The sequence below is a fragment of the Actinoplanes sp. NPDC051388 genome (assembly GCF_055586225.1).
On record NZ_JBVJIP010000011.1, the window covers coordinates 1 to 21,300 of the forward strand.

Below are 21,300 nucleotides of genomic sequence, written 5' to 3' on the forward strand. Positions count from 1 at the left end.
GGCGTACTGGTCCTGCGCATCCCGATCGCCGAGAAAGCCAAGCCCCGCAAGATCAACGTAGTCGGCCGATCGCACGACGACCAGAAGGTGATCACCAGCTGAACCGACGGTTCTCGCCAGAGGTGACCGACATGATCAGCATTCCCATCGCCCGGGCCGGCACGGCGTTGTCCCCGGAGTGGGATCGTGGTTTCGACGAGGCGTTCGTCGAACTCGTCACCGGCGACCGCGACCTGGTCCGGGAGGAGTTCGACGCCCTCATCGGCGCCACCTGGAGCGAGCCGCCCGAACCTCCGGCGCCGCCCGCTCCGCCCACCAGCCGGCCAGAACCACGACCGCCACCCGGCGACGGGCAGAGCTCGTCAGCCCGGCAGTCCGACAACCCCGTCACCGACCAGCGATCACCGCCTTGACGCCCGGTCCGGAGAGTCCGCCACCCGATTCGGGGGCGGACTCTCTCGTTTTGCCGGTCGGCGGCCCGTTTGGCACTTTCCGGCTCGGGTACCCGGGCACGCGCTCAGGACCGAGAAGGAGACCGTGATCCGACCGTGACGACCTTCCCCCGCACCGGCACGATGCACGAGACCGACGAGGTGACGGTGGTGGTCGCCACCCGAAACCGGCCCGACCGGCTGCGGGAGACCGTCCCCCGGCACCGGGCGCCGGTGATCGTGGTCGACAACGGCTCGGAACGCCCGCTCGCCGTCGACGGAGTGGAGATGATCCGCCTCGACGACAACCTGGGAGCGGCCGCCCGCAACGTCGGCGTCGAGCGCGCCCGCACCCCGTCCGTCGCCTTCGCCGACGACGACTCGTACTGGGCGCCGGGCATGCTCGCCGCGGCAGCGGCCCTGCTGCGCGCCCACCCGCGGACGGCGCTGCTCACCGCTCAGGTCCTGATCGGAGCCGACGAGCGGCTCGACCCGGTCTCCGCCGGCATGGCCACCGCGCCACTGGGCGTCCCGCCCGGCGGCGCCGGACCCTCGGTGCTCGGCTTCCTCTCGTGCGCCACGGTGGTCCGCCGGGACGCGTTCATCGCCGCCGGCGGATTCCAGCCGAAGCTGGTGGTGTACGGCGAGGAGGGCCTGCTCGCGATGGACCTCGCCGCGGCCGGCTGGCAGCTGAGCTACGCCCCGAGTCTGGTGGTGCACCACCTGCCGGAGCCGGCCGGCCGGGATCAGCGGGCGCGGCGCCGGCGGGAGGCCCGCAACCGGGTGCTGACCGCGCTGCTGCGCCGCCCGCCGGCCGTGGTGGCCCGCGAGGTCCGCGCCGCGCTGCGCACCGATCCGAGAGCGGTGACCGGCCTGCTGAGCGACCTGCCCTGGGCGCTGCGACACCGCCGTCCGTTGCCGGCCGAGGTGGAAGCCGCGCTGCGCGTGCTGGGCGACTGACGGTACGACGGCGGCACAGCGGGTAAGAGTCCGGCCGTGAACGGAATTCAGTGGCTCGGCGTGGTGCGGCATGGGCAGAGCACGGGCAATGTGCTCGCGCAGGACGCGGAGAACAGCGGTCTGGAGCAGATCGACATCCCGGAACGCGACGCCGACGTGAACCTTTCGCCGACCGGCCGGGAGCAGGCCGAGGCGGTGGCACGCTGGATTGCCGGGCGCGCCGATCACGACCGGCCTCAGGTGGCCCTGGTCTCGCCGTATCGGCGGGCGCGGCAGACCGCCGAACTGGCCCTGTCCGGCTCCGGCATCCCCGCGCTGGTCGACGAGCGTCTGCGTGACCGTGAGCTCGGCGTCCTCGACCTGCTGACCGCCCACGGCGTCGAAGTCCGGCTGCCCGCCGAGGCGGTCCGCCGGCGCCGGCTCGGCAAGTTCTACTACCGGCCGCCGGGCGGTGAATCCTGGGCCGACGTGCTGCTGCGGCTGCGTGCGCTCCTGCGCGAGCAGTCCGCGGACCTGCCCGGCGGCCGGGTGCTGCTGTTCGCGCACGAAGCCACCGTCCTGCTCGTCCGCTACCTGGCCGAGATGCTGGACGAGGAGCAACTGATGACCGTGGCCCGGCAGACGTCCGTCGCGAACTGCTCGATCAGCAGCTGGCGCCGGGTGGACGGCCTGTTCCGGCCGGAACTGTTCAATTCCGTCGATCACCTGCACCGCCACGGTGCGGAGCCGACACGTCAGGAGGATGTCGATGCCGAACCGGTCTGACGAGACCGTCATCACGCCCCGGTTGCTGCGCGACTGGCCACTGCCGGACCCGGGCGGTGACAAGAAGTCGCGCGGCACCGTCCTGATCGTGGGCGGGTCCCGCGACACGCCGGGCGCGGTCCTGCTGGCCGGGGTGGCGGCGCTGCGGGCCGGCGCCGGCCGCCTGCAGCTCGCGGTGGAGGAATCCACCGCGTCGGCGCTCAGCATCGCCGTCCCAGAGGCGAAGGTGGTCGGCCTGCCCGAACACCACGGGAACGTGCCGGACGCGGTGCTCGAGCTGGCCGGCGCCGCCGACGTGATCGCGATCGGACCCGGTCTCGACGACATCGACGAGACCGCCGAGCTGATGCGCAAGGTGCTCGACGCCGCGGCCAAGGACGCCTCGGTGGTGCTGGACGCGTACGCCCTGGGCGCCCTGAGCAACGACGACAGCCTGATTGCCGGCCGTCCGCAGCCGGTCGTGCTCACCCCCAACGTCACCGAGGCGGCCCGCCTGCTGGGCGCGGAGCCCGGCGACGACCTGGCCGCCGCGGCCCGGAGACTGGCCGAGCGCTATCACGCGGTGATCTCGCTGCACGGGCACATCGCAGAGCCCGGCGGCGATTGCTGGCGCGAGGAGACCGGCGACGTCGGACTCGGCACCTCCGGCAGCGGGGACGTGCTGGCCGGCATCATGTCCGGTTTCCTGGCCCGGGGCGCCGATCCCGCCCAGGCGGCGTGCTGGGGCTCGCACGTGCACGCGCTCAGTGGGCGGCGGCTCATCCCGCGCTACGGCCGGACCGGCTTCCTGGCCCGCGAGCTCGTCGACGAGGTGGCCGCCGCCATCGCGACCATCTGAGACCCTGAGCCCTAAGCCTCCCGGTTGCCGGCGCGGCTGTTGATGCCCGCGTTGCTGCTGCCGTCGGCCGGCGTGTCGCCGGTGGGCGCCTCGTCGGTGCGGAAGGTGCCCGTCTCCGGAGCGCCGGTGATGTGCTGATCGGTGCTGCTCCCGGAGACGCCGCCGGCCACGCCCCGGCCGTCGTCCGCGTCCTCACCGGTGCCGGTGTTTCTCGTGCTGCTCATGAGCCGTTCCCTTCGTGTCGCTCGGACATCTCCCACTCGGGTACCCGTGGACGCGCGAGTAAGACACCCGCTGAAGCACCTGGTTTCGTGGGCGGAGGGCCCGCCCCCGGAGCCGGGGGCGGGCGCGTCTCGCCCGCGTCGGCCGATCAGGCGGTGGGGACGGTGATCGGGAGCTTGGTCGTCCCGTCGCCGAACTTGGTTTCGATCGTGTAGTCGCCGCCGGCTCCGCCCTCGGGCCACTTGATGGTGAAGATGACCTCGAGGTCCTGGATGCGCTTCAGCTGCTTCGCGATCTCGTTCGGGCCCTGGTCGGCCGCCTGCGTGGTCTGGTCCGGCAACCGCAGGCGGAAGTCGTCCTGCTGCACGTTGTCGGAGAAGAACTCGTCACCCTGCACCTGCATGTCCAGATAGCAGACGATGGCGCGATAGCCCTTCTTCACCTGGTGGTGCTCGGTCGGGTAGTCGGCCCGGAGCTCGCACTTGTTGTACCAGACCCGGCCCCGCTTGTTGGTCTTGACGATCGGCTTGTCGACGATCGGCTTCGGCTCCAGGTTGATGTCCTGGCCGCCGCCGAGCGGGAACTCGGACTGCGCCTCCTGAGCGCTGCCGACCAGCAGCGTCGCCTGCTTCAGGTCGGTGACCTTGTCGTCCGGACGGAGGTCGAAGGTGATCGTGACGTTCTGGGTCTCACCGCCCGGCAGGCTGGTGAGGTCCTTCTCGAAGCCGCCCTGGTAGAACCCGTCGTCGACCTTGAGAAGGAAGTTGGCGCTGCCGCTGACACTCGACGTCGTGATGTTCTCCACCTTGGCGTCCAGGAACAGCGGCGAGTCCGGCGACTCCTTGGCGGGGTCGTAGGTGAGCGTGCCGAGGCTCAACTTCATCCCGTACGCGATGGCGGTCTTGTTCACGTCGACGGTCTGCGGGCCGTCGACGGCGTCGCCGGTGCCGCTGTTCGAACCGCTCTCGGCGTCGCCGGTGCCGGAATTGCTGGAACTCGACTTCTTCTTGTCGCCGAGTTTGCCGACGCCACCGCAGGAACTCAACGGCAGCAGGGCCGCGACCAGCAGGACTGCAATTGCCTTACGTGACATTTAAAAATACCTTTCCTCGAGTCCCCGGGGACTCGGTTCGATGTTCTGGTCGGCCGACTTGTTCTTCGAGACCACCGTCGTAGTCGTTCATCTGGCCTGGCTTTCCGGCAGCGCCGGGAACGGGACCTCGCCCGCTTCGGACGGCAGCACCACGGCGAGTGCCAGCGGCGCCGCCACGGCGCCACCCACCGCGATCGTCGTCAATTTGCGCATGAACGTACCTTTCTTGAATGCCGCCGCGCGGAATTCCGATGCATCGGGAATGGAAAGGAAACCGCACAGTAAGCGATTTGCTTGAACCGGTTCGGATCCTACCGCGAAGAGTCAAGGCTTTGACGAGCGTGATTGCGTCGCTCTTAGCGACGACACGCATACGTAAAATGACGAACTATTCTTACCGAACCCGGATGGTCGCGAACGCGGTTGCCGCCAGCGCCGCGGCAGCGGTGGCGGCCGCGCACCACAGAATCGCCGTCAGGGTGTGCGGCACGAGCCACTCGGTCGTCACCACCAGCACCGCGGTCGCCGCCCACAACGGGGCCGACGGCCACGGCGCGCCGGCCGCCACCCGGGCGTTCACCAGCACGAACAGCAACGCATAGAGCGCGCCCGTCGTCGCGAAGACCGGGGCGTAGCGGCCCAGCTCGACATAGTCCGGGCCGCCGGCCAGGCGGAACGCCAGGCCCCCGGCCACCGCGGACGCAGCGATCAGCACCGCCCCGCACCCGCCCACCAGGGCGAGCGCGATCAGCAGAGCCCGGCGGCTCCCTTGCGCCAGCCGAGGCAACGCCAGCACGGTGATCACCTGCGGCGCCCACAGCGCGCCCTTGGTCAGCACCGTCCCCACGGCATATGCCCCGGAGGTCGAGGCCGGCAACAGATGCCGGGCCAGCAGCAGGTCCGCGGATGACACGACCAGCATCGCCAGCGTCGCCGAGCAGGCGGTGAGGACCTGCTTCGCGGAAACCGCCGGCCCCCGGGAAGCCGCCCGGCTCAGCGGAGCCAGCACCACCGGGATCAGCAGAGCCGTCGCCGTCCCGAGGAACACCGTCCCGGTCAGGCCGAGACCGAGGAGCAGCCCGGCGATGAATCCGAGGTAGCGCCCGGCCGCCAGCACGGCCATGCCCACGGCCAGGCGCAGGAACCGCGAGTCACCCTGCAACTCCCCCAGCCGTCGACCGGCTACGACGGCCGCCGCGGTGTAGACCGCGAGCAGCAGCATGACCGCCGGCGGCAGGCCGAGCACCGGGCCGGCGACCGGCACCAGCAGAACCACCACGCCCGCGCACACCAGGGCGGTGAGCCGGCCGAGCTGGACGGCGGTCGCGCCCGGATGCCGGGCGCGGTGCACCGCGACCGCGATCTGCAGACCGGTTCCGGGCACGCCCGCGATCGCGGCGATCGCCAGCACCACCGCGAGCGCTCCGAGGTCGGCGGCGCTGAGCCGGCGGGCGCCGAGCACCGGCACCAGATATCCGAGCGCGTTGGTGACCGCCCCGGCAACGGCGACGGCCGCCCCCGCGAGGCCGATGCGACGCCGGGTTACAGCCGGCCCTGGTCGACCGCTCGCGTGATCCACGGGATCACCTCGTCGAGCATCGTGTCCAATGTGGTCTCCGCGGTGAAGCCGAGCACCTCGCGCGCCTTGGTCACGTCCGGCACCCGCATCGCCACGTCGTGCGCGAAGGGCTCGTCGCTCACCCACCGGAACGGCACGTCCGGGCCCTTGATCTTCTGCCAGATCAGCGCGGCCAGTTCGAGCACGGTGGTGGACGCGGCGGTGGACAGGTTGAAGTCCTCGTTCACCGCGGCGTCGGACGACATCGCCGTCACGATGCCGCGCGCCAGATCACCGCCATAGGTGTAATGCCGCACCTGCGACCCGTCGCCGAGAACGTGCAGCGGCGACTGGCCTTTCAGGACCTTCTGCACCAGGTCGGGGACCACGTGGGACATCGCGAGCTTGACGTTGCCGGAGAGCACCTCGACGTCGCCCAGTGCCCGTCCCTCGCCCACCCCGACACAGTTGAACGGCCGCACGATCGTGTAGGGCAGCCGATGCTGATCCCAGGCCGCCCGCGCGTAATATTCCACGGCCAGCTTCTGGAAACCGTAGGACGAGCGCGGCGGCGGGATGCGTCGCTCGTCGCCCTCCTTGGACGGCCAGTGGTCGGTCGATTCATAGACCATCGACGACGAGATGTACGTGACCTTGCGCAACCGACCGTCCCGGTGCGCGGCGATCGCCGCATCGCACGAGGCGGCCATGATGCGCTCGTTGGTGGCGAGGAGGTCGTAGGCGTACGTGTGGAAGTAGGAGATCCCCCCGATCATCGCCGCCCCCGCGATGAAGTGGTCGCAGTCGGTCAGCAGCGAGGCGAGCAGAGCCGGGTCGCGCGCGTCACCGAGGACGAACCGGAACCGCGGGTGGTCGTCGTATCCGTGCGCCACCGGCCCGTACTTGGAATAGTCGTCGAGCCCGACCACCTCGTGCCCGCGGCTCAGCAGCTCCTCGACCAGATATCCGCCGATGAAGCCGGCCGAGCCGGTGACCAGCACCTTCGTCACGCCGGGGTGTCCTCCTTGTCGCGATCGGCCAGAGCGCCGGCAGCCACGTCCGGCTTGAGGTGCGCCCATCGTGCGGCGAGCTGCGCGGTGGTCAACCGGCGGCCGAACGCGAACAGGTACCACCGCAGGTAGCTCGGCAGGAACCGGCCCACGTCGAAGCGCGACTCGCCGAGCTGCCGGTCGAGCCAGATCGTCGGGATCTCGGCCACCGGGCGGCGCAGGCGGGTCGCCTTCGCGGTCAGCTCGATGCCGATCTCGAAGCCGGTGCGCGACTCGATGCCCACCTCGCGGACGAACGCGGTGTCATAGGCCTTGAAGCTGTTCGTCGCGTCGCGGGTGCCGACCCGGGCGAAGAGCCGCAGGCTGCGCCCGGCCCACCGGGACGCCATCCGCTTGAACCGCGGCCCGCCGACCTGCTGCCCGCCGGGCATGTACCGCGACGCCGCCGCGACCACCACGCCCCGGTCGACCAGCCGGGCGAGCTCGTCGATCTGCCGCGGGTCGTCGCAGCCGTCGGCCATCGTCACGACCGCGACCGGCGCGCGCGCCGCGTCGATGCCGAAGCGGACCGCGTTGGCCGGGCCCGGACCGTACGTGTTCAGCACCGTGCGCACCCGCGGGTCGTGGATCGCGACCTGCTGCGCGAAGGGAACCGTGGTGTCCTCCGGCATGTCGTGCACGACCAGGATCTCGGCGGGCAGCAGCACCTCACGCAGGATCCGCTCGAGGTGCCGGACCACGTCCTCGCCCTCGTTGTAGACCGGGATGACCACCGAGACCCGTGGTGTCACACCAGCACGCCCTTTCCGGTCAGTCCCCACATGTCGATCAGCGGCTTGTCCGTCTCGAGGTCGGCGTAATCCGGATGCGGCGCCGCGATCACCAGCAGGTCGGCGCGTTTGAGCACGTCGTCCAGCGGCAGGAAGCGGTCGTCGGCGACGTACGGATCCGTACACAAGGTCTCGCGCGCCTTGAGCGTGAGAATCTTCCGCAGCTTGTATGCCAGGCTGTCCCGCGAGTCGTCGCTGCCGCCCTTGAACGCCATGCCCAGGATGCCGACGGTCAGGTCGGCCAGCTCGAAGCGATCCTCCAGGCGGGACACCAGATAGAGCGGCAGCCCCTCGTTGATCAGCATCGCCGAGTGGCCGAGCACGAAGTTGTTCCGGTTGAAGGCGGCCAGCTGCATGGTGTCCTTGAGCAGGCACGGGCCGGCCGCGAAACCGGGCATCGGCAGATCGGCCGCCCGCGGGTAGTCGAAGGCGACCGCGTGCTGGATCCGCGCGTAGTCGAGGCCGAAGTCGTTGGCCATCATCCAGAACTGGTTGGCGGCCGCGAACTTCAGATAACGCCAGGTGTTGGTGAAGAGCTTCGCCAGCTCGGCCTCCTCCGGCTCCAGCCGCACCACCGAGTCGGTGAGGGTCCGGAACAGGGCCGCGGCCCGGTCGAAGGCCTGCGGGGTGCGGGCGGCGACGATCTGCGGCAGCGTGAAGAGCTCGGTCATCGCCCGGCCCTCGGCGATGCGCTCGGGGCAGAACGCCACGTCGACCACGAGACCCTTGCCGGCCAGCAGCTTCTCGGTCAGCGCGGTCACGCCGGGATAGACGGTGCTGCGCAGCACCACCAGCTGGCCGTCGCGCAGGTGCCGCACGCAACGCTCGATGGCCCGCGGCACCGCGCCGAGATCGGGGTTGAGGTGCTCGTCGACCGGGGTGCCGACGACCACGATCAGCGCCTCGGCGAGCCCGACCGCGGCCGCGTCGGTGGTGGCTCGCAGCCGTCCGGCGGCCAGCGCCTCGGTGAGCAGCGCCGCCGCACCGTCCTCAGCGAACGGCAGCACGCCGGCGTTCACCAGATCGACGGCGGCGGCGTCGATGTCGTAGAGCACGACCGACCGGCCGCGTGCGGCCAGCGCGATGCCCAGCGGCAGCCCGACCCGGCCGCAGCCGCCCACCACGCAGACGTCCACCGCCTCGGTCATGGTCCCTCACATTCACGCCACGCGATGCCCGTCGGGCCTCGGTTCGTGCAGGTTACTCGCGAGGAAACCTCGGGTCTACCCGTAAGTAGCCAGGGGCCTCCGAGGGGCTATTGTGCGTCACCATGGCCGGCACCCTGTCCACCGAACTGAGCTCGCGGTTCGCCGCGGCGCTGCCGTCCCGCGTGGTGGGCGCCGCGGTCCGCGCGGTCTATCCCCGGGTCGAGCCGGAGCTGGCGCGACTGTCGTCCTACGCACCGCGCGGCGGCACGGCCGTCGACGTCGGAGCCTGGTACGGCCCGTGGACCCGCGGCCTGCGCCGGATCGCCGACCGGGTGGTCGCGGTGGAGCCCACCGCCGAGCTGGCCGGCGGCCTGCGCAACGCGTTCCCGGACGTGCGGGTGGTCGAGGCGGTCGCCTCCGATCACAGCGGCACCGCGGAGCTGTTCCTGCCGGCCGGCGGGCCCGGGGTCGGCACGTCCTCGCTGGAATACGGCAGCGGTGAGCGGGTCACCGTCGCCCGGGTGGCCCTCGACGAGCTGGAGCTGCACGACGTCCGGTTCGTGAAGCTCGACGTGGAGGGGCACGAGATGCCCGCGCTGCGCGGGGCCGAGCGGACCATCCGGACGGATCACCCGCTGCTGCTGGTCGAGCTGGAGGAGCGGATCCAGCCGGTGGAGCCGGTGCTCGATCTGCTCGGCGGGTGGGGCTACCGGGCCTTCGTGATGCCGGACGACGAGTGGATCCCGCTGGACGGCTTCGACCTCATCGGACATCAGCGCGGGGCCGTGGGCCGGGTGGACCAGAGCTTCGCGCGACGGGTGGTGCGACCGAAGCCCCGCTACGTCAACATGGTGCTGTTCAAGTGAACCGCAGCCTGAACGCGGCCGCCGCCGCACTCATCACCCTGAGCCTGGCCTGGCGGGCCTGGATCTCCGCGCGCGGCTTCCTCACCATCGACGACTTCCCGATCCTCGCCCAGGCCGACGCCGCGAACCTGACCCCGGGCTACCTGTTCGACACCTACAACAACCACCTGATGCCGGCCGGGCGGCTGATCGTCTTCGTGACCGAGCGGCTGACCGGCTACGAATACTGGCCCTACCTGGTGCTGATGCTGCTCGCCCAGCTCGCGGTCGGCGTGGCGTTCTACCGGCTGCTGCGGCTGGTGCTGCCGGACGGGTGGGCGCTGCTCGTACCCCTCTGCCTGTTTCTCTTCAACCCGATGACCCTGGAGGTCAGCGCGTGGTGGGCGGTCGGGATCAACCTGCTGCCGATGCAGCTCGCCATGGTGCTCGCGGTCGGCGCCCAGGTCCGCTACCTGCGCACCGGCGCCCGCAAGCACCTGGTCACGCTCGGGCTGGCGGTCGTGCTCGGGCTGCTGTTCTTCGAGAAGGCGCTGCTCATCGTGCCGCTCGTCGCCCTGGTGACGCTGTGTCTCTATGCGCCGGGCGGGCCGCTGCGCGCGGTGCTCACCTCGATCCGGCAGTGGTGGCCGTCCTGGGCGGTGCTGGCCGCGATCTCGGTCGCCTACCTCGCCGCCTATCTGCCGGTGTCGTCGGGTTCGATGTTGCGGACGCCGTCGTCGGCCGGTGAGGTGGGCACGTTCCTGGGGCAGTTCTATGGCGAGACGCTCACGCCGGGGCTGGTCGGCGGGCCGTGGACCTGGCTGGACGGCGCGGACGGCGCGGCGCTGGCCGCCCCGCAGGAGCCCGCCCGGTGGATCGCCTGGGTGCTGGTCGCGGCGCTCGTGATCGGCACGGTCTGGCTGCGCCGAGGCGTCGCGGTGCGCGCCTGGCTGCTGCTCGCGACGTTCTCCGCGATGACCGCCGCGCTGATCGCCGCCACCCGGCTGGGGTCGGGGCTGAGCGGGGTGGCCGGGCTGGTGCCGCGCTACCTCGGTGACGTGCTGCTGGTCGCGGCGTTGTGCGTGGGCGTCGCGATCTGCGGCCTGCGCGGTCTGCGACAAGAGGCGGAGCCGACCCCGGCGCCACCAAGGAGCCTGCTCGCGGTGGGCCTGGCGCTGCTCGTCGCGAGCAGCCTCTACAGTGGCGTCGACTTCGCCTCCGACTGGGGCGTCAAGGCCGGCCGTGACTACCTGCGAACCGCGCAAGCCGATCTGGCGGACGCCGAGCCGGGCACGGTGTTCATGGATCGGCCGGTGCCCGAGGCCGTGGTGCCCGGGCTGTCCTCGCCGTGGAACATGCAGTCGAAGTTCTTCGGCCCGCTGGATGACGACGGCCCGGTGTTCGTCACCCAGGCCCGGCGGCTGTCGGTCTTCGACGACAGCGGCCACATCCGGCCGGCCTGGGTCGACGGCGCATCGGCGAAGCCGGGTCCGCTGGCGGGTTGCGGCTACCGGGTCACCGGCGGCAAACCCGTGCGGATCCCGCTGACCGCGGCCGTGATCGACTACTGGCAGGTGGTGCGGATCAGCTATCTCAGCGACCGCGACACCGTCGCGACGATCAAGGTCGGCGACCACAGCGGCGTCTCCTTCGACGTGCACCGCGGCCTCAACGCGATGTTCCTGCTGATGCTGGTCGAGGGCGACGAGGCCACGCTCACCGTGCGCGACCCGGCGGCCAACCTCTGCACCGACGAGATCGACGTCGGCGCGCTGGTGCCGCAGCCGGCCGGGTAGCCGGTGCGCACCCGGGTCGTTCCGCACGCGGTCGCGGCCGCGGTCACCGCGGTGGTGCTCGCGCCGCTGGTGCTGCCGGGTTATGCGCTGCGGTACGACATGGTGTTCGTGCCGCGGCAGCCACTGAGCTGGGAGATGATCGCGCCGGCCGACGCCCTGCCGCGGGCGGTGCCGCTCGACGCGCTGGTGTCGCTCGCCAACCTGGCGGTGCCCGGCTGGCTGCTCCAGCGGATCGCGCTGGTCGCGGTGGTCTATTTCGCCGCGCTGGGCGCGTTCCGGCTGGTGCCGACCACGCGTACGGGCACCCGGACGGCAGCCGCCCTCGCGTTCGCCTGGACGCCGTTCCTGGCCGAGCGGCTGCTCCTCGGGCAGTGGGCGCTGCTGCTCGCGTATGCGGCGTTGCCCTGGCTGGTGGCGGCGGCGCGGGACCTCAGCGCCGGCCGGCCCGGCGCACTCCCCCGGCTGGTGCTCGCCGCCGCACCCGCCGCGGTCACCCCGACCGGCGGCCTGATCGCGCTGGCCACGGCCGCGGTGCTGCTGCCGTGGCGGTCGCGCGCCACCGCGGTCGCCCTCGCCGCCATTGCCGCGCTCAACGCGCCGTGGCTGGTGGCGTCGCTGACCAGCGCGGCCGGCGCCCGCTCGGATGCCGGCGGGGTGGCCGCCTTCGCCGCCCGGGCGGAGAACTGGGCCGGCTCGTGGACCGCGCTGGCCGGCACCGGCGGCATCTGGAACGCGCAGACCGTGCCGGCCAGCCGCAGCTCGCCGCTCGTGCCGGTGGTCACCCTGCTGGTGCTCGCGATCGCCGTGCTCGGCCTGGGCGGGCTGCGCCGGCGCTGGCCGGGTGGCGCCAACCGGCTGTTCGTGCTGGCCGGCGGCGCGTTCCTGCTGGCCGCCGCGGGCACCGCGCCGGGCGCGCCCGCTCTGGAGTGGCTGGTCGCCCAGGTGCCGGGCGCCGGGCTGCTGCGTGACGGGCAGAAATTCCTCATCCCGTACGCGCTGGTGCTCGCGCTGAGCTTCGCGATCGGCGCCGAGCGGCTGGCCGACCGGCTCACCGCACCGCTCAACCTGGCCGCCGGGCGCTTCGTGCTGGCCGGCGCCGTGCTGCTGCCGGTCGCGCTGCTGCCCGACCTGGCGTTCGGCGCCGCGGGCGCGCTGCGGCCGGTGCGCTACCCGGCGGATTGGAACGCCGTGGCGGCGCGGGTGGCCGCCGCACCGGGCGAGGTGCTGTCGCTGCCGTTCGAGGGCTACCAGCGCTACGCGTGGGCCCGCGGCGCCGTGGTCCGCGACCCGGCGCCGCGCTATTTGGACGCGCCGGTGCTGATGAACGACGCCCTGCGAGTCGGCACGATCACGGTCGACGGGGAGAGCCCGCGCGCCGCCCTGGTCCGGCACCACCTCGACGCCGGCCGCCCGGCCGCGGAGCTCGGCGTCCGCTGGGTGCTCGTCCGCGCGGGGATCCCGGGGAATCCGTCGCCGAGCGTCCTCTCCGGACTCCGGCTCGCCTACTCCGGCCCGGCCCTGCAGCTCTGGGAGAATCCGTCGCGGGCCGCCGTGGCAGCGACACCGCCCACCGGCCGGCGCACCGCCGCCCTGGTCGCCCATCTGCTCGCCGCGGCAATCGTGATCTTCACTGTCCCGGCAGTGCTGCGAACCCGGCGACGACCGTGGTACCGTCCGCGCACTCACGAATCCGAGGAGGAAGTTCCATGGCGAAGTTGGCCACGTTCATCGCTGCCGCAGCCGTCGGCGCCATCCTCGGCATCGTCGGCACCATCGCCGCCCTCGGCGCGCTGAGCCCGTCTGCCGACCACGTCGCCGAGCAGACGACCATCGACCCGGCAGCCGCGGTCTACGGCACTCGCTGATCCGCCGCATCCTTCCGCGTCGGAGCCTTCTGGGGCTGCGCCGCGGGGAGTTGATCGGCGACCACCCGGGCGAAGTTCGCGCCGGTCATGGCCCAGGTGAAACCTCGTGCGTGCGCCGCTGCCGCGGTGCCCATCGCGGTGCGTCGCCGCGCGTCCAGCAGCAGTGCCCGGGTGGCCTTGAAGAACTCGAACTCGTCCTCGGCCAGCACCCCGGTCTCGCCGTCGGCCATCGCGTCGACCACGCCGCCCGCCGACCGGAAGGCGACCGAGGGCGTGCCGCGCGCGCCGGCCTCCACGATGGTCAGCCCCCAGCCCTCCTTGAGCGAGGGCAGCAGCAACAACCATGAGCGGCAGAGCAGCTCGTGTTTGTCCTCCTCGGTGACGAATCCGGCGAACCGGACCCGATCCTCGATCTCGAGGTCGGCGGCGAGCTGCCGCAGCGGCTCCTCCCACCAGCCCTGTCCGGCCACCACCAGCTCCAACGTGGGCAGCTCGGTGGCCAGCACGGCGGTCGCCCGCAGCGCGAGCTCGATCCGCTTGTGCGGCACCAGCCGGCCGAGCACGACCAGGCTCGGGTGCGCCGTGCGCGGCACGGCCGGCCCGACCACCTCGGTCGTCCCGTTGTGGACCACGGTGATCCGCTCCGCGTCCACACCGAGCGCGACGAGCTCGTCACGGCTCGCCCCGGAGACCGTCACATAGCGACAGTTGCGATAGACCCGGATGGCCAGCCACGACTCGATCCACCAGCCGATCCGCGCGACCCGGGGGCCGAAGACCACCGGCCACTGCTCCCGGTGCACGTGGTGGACCAGCGCGATCACCGGGCAGCGCGCGTAGAGCCGGCTGAGGAAAGGCATGCCGTTGCAGACGTCGACGATCACGTCGGGGCGGCCGTGCCGGCGACCGGCCAGCACACCGAGACCGAGGGCGCCGGCCACGTAGAGCAGGGCGGCGAAGAGGTAGACCGTGTGCCGGCCGCCGCGCCGCACGATGCGTACGCCCTGCGGTGTAACCTCCTCGGCCGGCGCGGTTTCGTAGGCCTGGCACAGCAGGGTCGCGCGATAGCCGCGGCCGACCAACTCGGCGGCCACCCGCTCGAGGAAGACCTCTGAGCCGCCGCCCTCCGGATGCCCGGTATCGCGCCAGTTCAGCAACAGAACGTGACGACCGAAGGCATCCGTCATGGTCTACTCGGCCACCCCTACTAGCGAGTACGATTCGCGATCGCGTCACACTAGGGCACCCCTGCGATGATCCGCAACGGTGACGTCACAAGGGAGGAACACGTGGGCGACCCGGGCCTGCGCGCGCGACCGGAGTTCTGGCCGGTCGCGTTGCTGAGTGTGGCGCTGGTCGTCGTGCTGGGCGGCTGGGGCTCCGCCGTCTACTTCGAGCGCACCCGGCAGGTGGCCGCGTGCGCCGAGCGGACCACGCTGCGGGTCGCCGCGGCGCCGAGCGTCGCCCCGCCGGCCCGCGAGATCGCCGCCCGGCTCGCCGAGCGCGAGCGCTGCCTCGACGTGGTGGTCGAGGCCCGCGAGTCGGTGGACGTGCTCCGCGACCTGGCGACCACCGCGCCCGGCGGCGCCGGCCCGAGCCGGCCGGTGCGCGCCGACGCCGCGCCGGCGCCCGATGCTTGGCTGCCGGAATCGACACTGTGGCTGCGCCGGGCCCGCGCGGCCGGCGCGTTCCAGGTGCCCGCCGAGGGCGTCTCGGTGGCGAACACCCCGGTCGTGCTCGCTCTCGACGGCCGCTCGGCGGCCCGGCTGGGCTGGCGCAAACGCACCCTGAACTGGCGCGGGCTGGTGGCCGGCAACCGGCCGCCGGTGCCGGTCGTGCTGCCCGACCCGGCCACCAGCCCGATCGGCTTCGGGGCGCTGGTCGGCATCCGGGCCCTGGCTCAGGCGGCCCGGGCGGACGACACCGCGGCCGGCGCGGCGGCCACCATGCGCCGGCTCGCGCCACGCACCGTCTCGCTCGCCGGCGAGAACCCACCGGCGCCGGCCGGGCCGGGATCCGGCGAGTCCGCGGTGCTCAGCACCGAGCAGGCGGTGCTGCTCGGCGCCGCGGGCGGCCGCCGCCAGGTGGCGATCTACCCACCCCGGGCGGTGCCCGGCCCCGACTATCCCTTCGCGACGCTGACCACCGGCGCCGGCCGGGAGGGCGTCACCGCGTTCCTGCGCGCGCTGCTCGCCGCCGAGGGCGCCACCGCGCTCACCCGCCACGGGTTGCGCACCCCGCCCGGCGCTCCCCCGGCGAGCATCCCGGTCGACACCGGCATCCGCACCAACGCCTACCCACCCGCGCCGCTGCCGGCCGAGCCGGACGCGTCGGCGCTGCTCAACGCGTGGGGCGGGGTGCACATCAGTGCCCGCATGCTGGCCGTCTTCGACATCTCCGGCTCGATGGCCGCGCAGGTGCCCGGCTCCGCCGAGACCCGGCTGTCCGCGACGGTGAAGGCGGCGCAGGGCGGGGCGCAGCTGCTGCTGGGCACGTCCGAGATCGGCATCTGGACGTTCTCCACCGACCTCGACGGCGAGCGCGACTACCGCGAGGTGGTGCCGGTCGGCCCGGTCGGGCCGCGGCGTGCGGAGATCGTCGCGGAGCTGGGCCGGATGCGGGTCAAGCCGAACGGCGCGACCGGCCTCTACGACACCACGCTGGCCGCCTACCGGGACGGGACGCGCAACTGGACGCCGGGCCGGATCAACCTGGTGCTGATCCTGACCGACGGCAAGGACGACAACGCCAGCGGGATCGGCCGCGCCGAGCTGCTGCGCGAGCTGGGCGGCCTGGTCGATCGGAAGAAGCCGCTGCCGATCCTGTTCATCGGTGTCGGGCCGGAGATCGACCCCGCCGAACTCCGGCAGATCGCGAAGGCCACCGGCGGCCGGGTGGCGCTGACCGCGAAGCCGTCCGGGATCCGGCAGATCTTCTTCACCGCGCTGGCCGAGTTCAGCTGCCTGCCGCCGAAGTGCCGCCGATGACCACAGTGCCGCCGATGACCGCCGTCGCCCTCGCTCCCACGCCCGTGGCGGCGCCGGTCAGCCGCCGCAAAAGCCGGAACCTGGCCGCCGCCTGCGGTGCGCTGCTGCTCATCGTGCTGTCCTTCCTGCAGCGCCCGGGCAGCACCACCTTCGACACCAAGCTCGACCTCGCCGAGAACCCGGCCGGCTTCATGGCCCGCGCCTTGCACCTGTGGAATCCGCAGTCCGCGTCGGGCGAGCTCCAGCAGCAGGCGTACGGCTATCTGTTCCCGATGGGCCCGTTCTTCGCCGCCGGTGACCGGCTCGGGATGCCGCCCTGGATCACCCAGCGGATCTGGTGCGCCCTGCTGCTCTGCGCCGCGTATTACGGGATCCTGCTGCTGGCCCGGGCGCTGCGGATCGGCACCGAGCCGGGCCGGGTGATCGGCGCGCTGGCCTATGCGCTGGCGCCCCGGATGCTCACCGAGATCGGCCCGCTCTCCTCCGAGATGCTGCCGGTGGTCGCGCTGCCCTGGGTGCTGCTGCCGCTGGTCGCCGCGCGCCGGATCGGCTCGCCCCGCCGGGCCGCGGCGCTCTCCGCCCTGGCGGTGCTGTGCATGGGCGGCATCAACGCGGCCGCCGTCGTGATGGCGCTGGTGCTGCCCGGGGTGTGGCTGGTCACCCGGCGCTGGGACCGGCCGCACGTCAAGCTCGTGGCCTGGTGGTGCGTCTGCGTCGCCGCGGTGAGTCTGTGGTGGATCGTGCCGCTGCTGCTCTTCGGCCAGTACAGCCTGCCCTTCCTCGACTACATCGAGTCGTCCACCACGACCACCGCGGTGACTTCGATGTTCCAGGCCGTCCGCGGCACCAACCAGTGGGGCGGCTACATCGTGCAGGGCCAGCCGTGGTGGCCGGCCGGCTGGGCGCTGGTCGACCACCCCGCGCTGATGGCCGCGACCGCCCTGGTGGCCGCGATCGGGCTGACCGGGCTGGCCTTGCGTGGCCTGCCCGAGCGGCGGTTCCTGATCTTCGGCGCGCTGGCCGGGCTGACCCTGCTGACCATGGGCTACGTGGGCACACTGGACAGTCCGCTCGCGCCGTGGATCCGCGTCCTGCTCGACGGCCCGCTGGCCCCGCTCCGCAACGTGCACAAGTTCGAGCCGGTGCTGCGCCTGCCGCTGGTGCTCGGCCTGGCGCACGCCGCGAGCCGCGCGTTCCGATGGCGCAGGCTGCGGTTGCCGTCCGCACCGGTGGTCGCGCTGCTGCTGATCGTCGCGACGGCGCCCGCCTGGCTGCTCCTGCTGCGTCCCGGGCCCGGCTGGCAGTCGGTGCCCGGCTATTGGAGCCAGGCGACGACCTGGCTGGCCCGGGACCCGCAGGCCCGCACGCTGGTGGTGCCGGGCACCGGGTTCGCCCAGCACACCTGGGGGCGTACCGTCGACGAACCGATCCAGCCTCTCGCCGGCGCACCCTGGGCGACCCGGCACCAGATCCCGCTCGGCTCCGAGGGCAACATCCGGGTGATGGACGCGGTCGAGGCGGTGCTCGAGCAGGGCCGTGGGTCGCCCGCCCTGGCCGACCTGCTGGCCCGGTCCGGCTACAAATACCTGCTGGTCCGGCACGATCTGGATCGGTCCGCGGCGGGCGCACCGCCGATCGCCGTGGTGCGCCGCGCGGTGGCGGACTCACCGGGTCTCACGCCGGTCGCCGAGTTCGGGCCGCGGGTCCGCGCCGGCGGCGTGGCGCCCAGCCCGGTCGACGCGGCGGTGTCCGTGCCCGCCATCGAGATCTTCGCGGTCGACCGTCCGGTGCCGACGGTGTCCGCGACCGCGCTGGCCGACGTGCCGATCGTCGGTGGCGGCCCGGAGTCGCTGCTCGGGGTGCTCGAGCAGGGGCTGATCGACGGCCGGCAGCCGGCGGTGCTGGCCGGCGACGGCCTCGGCGTGCCCGCGGCGGCCGGCCCGCGGGTCGTCACCGACGGGCTGCGGCGCCGCGAGCTGAACGTCGGGCGGATGCGCGACAACGTCAGCCAGACGCTCACCGCCGACGAGGAGACTCGGCTGGGCCGGCTGCGCGACGACCTGCTGCCGTTCCCCGCGGAGGGTCACCAGACGGTGGCCGCCTATCAGGGCATCCGGTCGGTCGACGCGTCCAGCAGCGCCGCCTTCGCCGACTCGATCGGCGCGACCGACCCGTCCGACCTGCCCTTCGCGGCGTTGGACGGCGACCCGGACACGGCCTGGCGCTCGGATCCCTACCAGTCCGGCGCCGGGCAGTGGCTCGAGGTCTCGATGGACACCCCGCAGCGGGTCACCGAGGTGACCCTCGACTTCGCCGACGACGCGCGGATCGCGGCCCCGGTCCGGATCGTGCGGGTGACCACGGATCAGGGGGCGGTCGACCGAGCGGTGCCCGAAACCCCCGGTCCGCACCGGCTCGCGACCCTGCCGGGCCTCACCACGACGGTACGGATCACCGTGCTCGCGCTCCGCGAGGGCTTCGAGGGCGGCGTCGCGCTCCGCGAGCTGGGCGTGCCCGGCCTCGTCGCGCAACGCGGCCTCCGGGCGCCGGCCGACCTCACGACCGCCCCGGCCAAGGCGCCGGAATATGCCTTCACCCGCGCCCGCCAGCAGCGCGGATCGTGCTTCCCCGGCCCGCAGGGCACCCGCTGCGACCAGTTCCTCACTCGCGCCGGCGAGGAACCGCTGGGCATCGACCGGTTCTTCGCGACGCCCGTGGACGCCACCTACGACCTGCGGATGACCGCCCTCCCCCGGCCCGGCGGCACGGTGCCGCTGGCCGGGCGGCTGACCGCGGCCGCCTCGACCGTCCTCACCGGCGACGTCACGGTCGGCGCGCACGCGGCGATCGACGGCGACCCCGACACCGCCTGGCTCGCGGAGCCGACCGACTCCACACCGACGCTGCGGCTGGCCTGGGGCGAGCAGCGCACGCTGGACCGGATCCGGCTGATCACCCCGGCGGCGCCGACGGCCGCCCGCCCGACGCGGGTACTGCTGCGCACGCCCGGCGCGCAGGTCGCCGCCGACGTCGGCGCGGACGGCTGGGTGCGGTTCCCGGCGCAGCGGACCGACCGGATCGAGGTCGCGGTCACCTCCGTCCAGCCGGTGGTCGCCGACTCGCGGGGCAACGGCTGGCCGGCCCCCGCGGGGATCTCCGAGATCGAGGCGCCCGCCCTCACCGGCCTGCTCACGCCGGTCGCACCCCAGACGCCGATCGCTGCTCCGTGCGGACGCGGCCCGGCCGTCGAGATCGACGGGGTGTCCTATCCGACGTCGGTGTCCGGCACGCTCGCGGACATCCGGGCCGGACGGCCGTTGCCGATGACCGTCTGCGACGACTTCGTGGTCGACGCCGTGCCGCTGACCGCCGGCGAGCATCGGCTCCGGACGGTGCCGTCGGGCGCGTTCGTGGTGGAGTCGGCGGCACTGGTCCGCGACGGCACCGGCGGCACCACGCCGGCCGTGCACGAGCGCTCGGTGCAGGTGGACCAATGGCAACCCACCGAGCGGCAGGTCACCGTCGGCGGTGGCGCCGCGGCTCTGCTCGTGGTGCCGGAGAACCGCAACGCGGGCTGGGTGGCGAGGCTGGACGGCCGGCGGCTGGCCGCGGCCCGGGTGGACGGCTGGCAGCAGGCGTTCGTGGTGCCGGCCGGCGACGGCGGCACGGTGACGCTCGAGTTCACCCCGGACCGTCCCTACCGGCTGGCGCTCGCGGTGGGTGCGGCGTTCGTGCTGCTGGTCCTGCTCGCCGCCGTGGTGCCGGCCCGGCGCCGGCTGACGTCGGCCGTCTTTCAGCCCGCCCGAGGCGTCCCCGGCACGAGCTGGTGGATCTTCGTCCCGCTGATGGCGCTGGCGGTGCTGCTCGGCGGCGCCGCGGGGGCCGCCCTGCTGCTGTCGGCGCTCATCGTGCGGCAACTGCGGCCGGGGGCGTTGCCCGGCATCGCGTTCGGGTGCGCCGGGATCGGCATGGCGGTCGCCGTCGCCGGGCGCCTGCTCGGTCACGGGCAGGAATGGGCCTACGGGGCGGCGGTGCAACTCGCCATGCTGGCGGCCGTCTGCGCGGTGGCCGCGACCCTGGCGCCCGCGGCCGGCCGCCCGCCCGAGACCTTCCCGGCCGAGGAGCCCCTGATCGATCCGCACCGGGCGACCCTGCGCCGGTCCATCACGCTGTTCCGCGCGTTCCTGGTCGAGCAGACCGACCCCGACCGGTTCTACTCCCTGCTCGCCCGGGACTCGGTGCGTCAGCTCGGCTCCTACCTGGACCTGTCCGGCGCCACCGTGCTCGACGTGGGCGGCGGGCCGGGCTACTTCGCGATCGAGTTCCAGCGCGCCGGTGCGACCTATCACGGCATCGACCCGGCGGTCGGCGACTTCGCCGCGGCCGGCGCCGGGGTGCGGGACATGGTGCGCGGCAGTGGCACCGCACTGCCGATCCGGACCGGCTCGGTCGACGTCTGCTACTCGTCCAACGTGCTCGAACACGTCGACGCGCCGGAGAAGATGCTCGACGAGATGGTCCGGGTGACCCGGCCGGGCGGCACCGTCTTCGTGTCCTTCACGCCGTGGCGTTCGCCGTGGGGCGGACACGAGACGTCGCCGTGGCACCTGCTGCTCGGCGGCGATCGCGCCCGGCGGCGGTACGTGCGGCGCAACGGCCGCGAGCCGAAGAACCGGTTCCGGGAGACGCTCTTCCCGGTCAGCGCGGCACAGACCATGCGCTGGGCGAGGGCCACCCGCCGCCACGGCGCGGTCACCATCGTCGATGTTTTGCCGCGTTATCACCCCCGCTGGGCGACCTGGGTGGCCCGGATCCCGGGCCTGCGGGAGGCATTGACGTGGAACTTCACCGTGGTGCTCCGGCGAACTGAGCCGCCTGCTTAAATCCTTGTTACAGAAAGTCGCGCCCAGGGGTACCTTCCGCATGGTACTCGGTAGTAACCTTCCGCCAGT

At 72.9% G+C, this 21,300-nt stretch carries 17 protein-coding genes; 9 read left to right on the top strand and 8 right to left on the bottom strand.

The window, feature by feature from the left end; translation table 11 throughout:
* Positions 1-131: 131 nt before the first annotated feature.
* The 4 genes from ACZ6TI_RS26250 to ACZ6TI_RS26265 all read left to right on the top strand — a co-directional run bounded on the left by ACZ6TI_RS26250 (position 132) and on the right by ACZ6TI_RS26265 (position 2,994).
* The gene (locus ACZ6TI_RS26250) at positions 132-413 is read left to right on the top strand and encodes a hypothetical protein (protein WP_465347801.1); all 282 of its coding nucleotides are present in this window, start codon (positions 132-134) and stop codon (positions 411-413) included.
* A gap of 135 nt (positions 414-548) precedes the next feature.
* The gene (locus ACZ6TI_RS26255) at positions 549-1,391 is read left to right on the top strand and encodes a glycosyltransferase family 2 protein (protein ID WP_465347802.1); all 843 of its coding nucleotides are present in this window, start codon (positions 549-551) and stop codon (positions 1,389-1,391) included.
* 36 nt (positions 1,392-1,427) lie between these two features.
* Positions 1,428-2,156, top strand: a complete 729-nt coding sequence (locus ACZ6TI_RS26260) for a histidine phosphatase family protein (protein ID WP_465347803.1) — start codon at positions 1,428-1,430, stop codon at positions 2,154-2,156.
* A complete protein-coding gene (locus ACZ6TI_RS26265) occupies positions 2,140-2,994 on the top strand; it encodes an NAD(P)H-hydrate dehydratase (RefSeq protein WP_465347804.1) in 855 nt (284 codons plus the stop codon). The genes ACZ6TI_RS26260 and ACZ6TI_RS26265 overlap by 17 nt, the downstream gene beginning before the upstream one ends.
* A gap of 11 nt (positions 2,995-3,005) precedes the next feature.
* Here ACZ6TI_RS26265 and ACZ6TI_RS26270 read toward each other — a convergent pair whose 3' ends face one another.
* From ACZ6TI_RS26270 to ACZ6TI_RS26300, 7 genes are all read right to left on the bottom strand, one after another.
* Positions 3,006-3,218, bottom strand: a complete 213-nt coding sequence (locus ACZ6TI_RS26270) for a hypothetical protein (protein WP_465347805.1) — start codon at positions 3,216-3,218, stop codon at positions 3,006-3,008.
* A 146-nt stretch (positions 3,219-3,364) separates the two neighbouring features.
* A complete protein-coding gene (locus ACZ6TI_RS26275) occupies positions 3,365-4,309 on the bottom strand; it encodes a hypothetical protein (protein ID WP_465347806.1) in 945 nt (314 codons plus the stop codon).
* A gap of 87 nt (positions 4,310-4,396) precedes the next feature.
* On the bottom strand, positions 4,397-4,522 hold the full coding sequence (locus ACZ6TI_RS26280; RefSeq protein ID WP_465347807.1) for a hypothetical protein: 126 nt from the start codon (positions 4,520-4,522) through the stop codon (positions 4,397-4,399).
* A gap of 181 nt (positions 4,523-4,703) precedes the next feature.
* Positions 4,704-5,888 carry a polysaccharide biosynthesis protein gene (locus ACZ6TI_RS26285; RefSeq protein ID WP_465347808.1) on the bottom strand — a complete coding sequence of 395 codons (1,185 nt, stop codon included), beginning with the start codon at positions 5,886-5,888 and terminating at the stop codon, positions 4,704-4,706.
* The gene (locus ACZ6TI_RS26290) at positions 5,852-6,877 is read right to left on the bottom strand and encodes an NAD-dependent epimerase/dehydratase family protein (protein ID WP_465347809.1); all 1,026 of its coding nucleotides are present in this window, start codon (positions 6,875-6,877) and stop codon (positions 5,852-5,854) included. The genes ACZ6TI_RS26285 and ACZ6TI_RS26290 overlap by 37 nt, the downstream gene beginning before the upstream one ends.
* On the bottom strand, positions 6,874-7,668 hold the full coding sequence (locus ACZ6TI_RS26295; RefSeq protein WP_465347810.1) for a glycosyltransferase family 2 protein: 795 nt from the start codon (positions 7,666-7,668) through the stop codon (positions 6,874-6,876). The genes ACZ6TI_RS26290 and ACZ6TI_RS26295 overlap by 4 nt, the downstream gene beginning before the upstream one ends.
* Positions 7,665-8,855, bottom strand: a complete 1,191-nt coding sequence (locus ACZ6TI_RS26300; RefSeq protein WP_465347811.1) for a nucleotide sugar dehydrogenase — start codon at positions 8,853-8,855, stop codon at positions 7,665-7,667. The genes ACZ6TI_RS26295 and ACZ6TI_RS26300 overlap by 4 nt, the downstream gene beginning before the upstream one ends.
* 122 nt (positions 8,856-8,977) lie before the next feature.
* Here ACZ6TI_RS26300 and ACZ6TI_RS26305 point away from each other — a divergent pair, with 122 nt between their 5' ends.
* The 3 genes from ACZ6TI_RS26305 to ACZ6TI_RS26315 are packed head-to-tail and all read left to right on the top strand — an operon-like array spanning position 8,978 to position 13,290.
* Positions 8,978-9,721 (top strand): FkbM family methyltransferase, encoded by a 744-nt coding sequence (locus ACZ6TI_RS26305; protein ID WP_465347812.1) that lies wholly within the window; start codon positions 8,978-8,980, stop codon positions 9,719-9,721.
* Positions 9,718-11,496: a hypothetical protein gene (locus tag ACZ6TI_RS26310; RefSeq protein ID WP_465347813.1), complete on the top strand. Its 1,779-nt coding sequence runs from the start codon at positions 9,718-9,720 to the stop codon at positions 11,494-11,496. The genes ACZ6TI_RS26305 and ACZ6TI_RS26310 overlap by 4 nt, the downstream gene beginning before the upstream one ends.
* A gap of 3 nt (positions 11,497-11,499) precedes the next feature.
* Positions 11,500-13,290 carry an MmpA family trehalose lipid delivery protein gene (locus ACZ6TI_RS26315; protein ID WP_465347814.1) on the top strand — a complete coding sequence of 597 codons (1,791 nt, stop codon included), beginning with the start codon at positions 11,500-11,502 and terminating at the stop codon, positions 13,288-13,290.
* Positions 13,291-13,345: 55 nt separating this feature from the next.
* Here the strand turns inward: ACZ6TI_RS26315 and ACZ6TI_RS26320 are convergent, their stop codons facing one another.
* Complete coding sequence (locus tag ACZ6TI_RS26320; RefSeq protein WP_465347815.1) at positions 13,346-14,548, bottom strand: glycosyltransferase family 4 protein; 1,203 nt, start codon at positions 14,546-14,548, stop codon at positions 13,346-13,348.
* Between the two features lie 102 nt (positions 14,549-14,650).
* On the opposite strand from ACZ6TI_RS26320, the gene ACZ6TI_RS26325 reads away from it, so the two are divergent.
* Together ACZ6TI_RS26325 and ACZ6TI_RS26330 are read left to right on the top strand one after the other, a co-directional pair.
* Positions 14,651-16,348 (top strand): substrate-binding domain-containing protein, encoded by a 1,698-nt coding sequence (locus ACZ6TI_RS26325; protein ID WP_465347816.1) that lies wholly within the window; start codon positions 14,651-14,653, stop codon positions 16,346-16,348.
* 14 nt (positions 16,349-16,362) lie between these two features.
* Positions 16,363-21,231: an alpha-(1->3)-arabinofuranosyltransferase domain-containing protein gene (locus tag ACZ6TI_RS26330; RefSeq protein WP_465347817.1), complete on the top strand. Its 4,869-nt coding sequence runs from the start codon at positions 16,363-16,365 to the stop codon at positions 21,229-21,231.
* The last annotated feature ends 69 nt before the right edge of the window (positions 21,232-21,300 follow it).

Coding starts and splice junctions, on each gene's coding strand:
- ACZ6TI_RS26250 (WP_465347801.1), top strand. CDS start 132: ATGATCAGCATTCCCATCGCCCGGGCCGGCACGGCGTTGTCCCCGGAG.
- ACZ6TI_RS26265 (WP_465347804.1), top strand. CDS start 2,140: ATGCCGAACCGGTCTGACGAGACCGTCATCACGCCCCGGTTGCTGCGC.
- ACZ6TI_RS26270 (WP_465347805.1), bottom strand. CDS start 3,218: ATGAGCAGCACGAGAAACACCGGCACCGGTGAGGACGCGGACGACGGC.
- ACZ6TI_RS26275 (WP_465347806.1), bottom strand. CDS start 4,309: ATGTCACGTAAGGCAATTGCAGTCCTGCTGGTCGCGGCCCTGCTGCCG.
- ACZ6TI_RS26280 (WP_465347807.1), bottom strand. CDS start 4,522: ATGCGCAAATTGACGACGATCGCGGTGGGTGGCGCCGTGGCGGCGCCG.
- ACZ6TI_RS26300 (WP_465347811.1), bottom strand. CDS start 8,855: ATGACCGAGGCGGTGGACGTCTGCGTGGTGGGCGGCTGCGGCCGGGTC.
- ACZ6TI_RS26305 (WP_465347812.1), top strand. CDS start 8,978: ATGGCCGGCACCCTGTCCACCGAACTGAGCTCGCGGTTCGCCGCGGCG.
- ACZ6TI_RS26320 (WP_465347815.1), bottom strand. CDS start 14,548: ATGACGGATGCCTTCGGTCGTCACGTTCTGTTGCTGAACTGGCGCGAT.
- ACZ6TI_RS26330 (WP_465347817.1), top strand. CDS start 16,363: ATGACCGCCGTCGCCCTCGCTCCCACGCCCGTGGCGGCGCCGGTCAGC.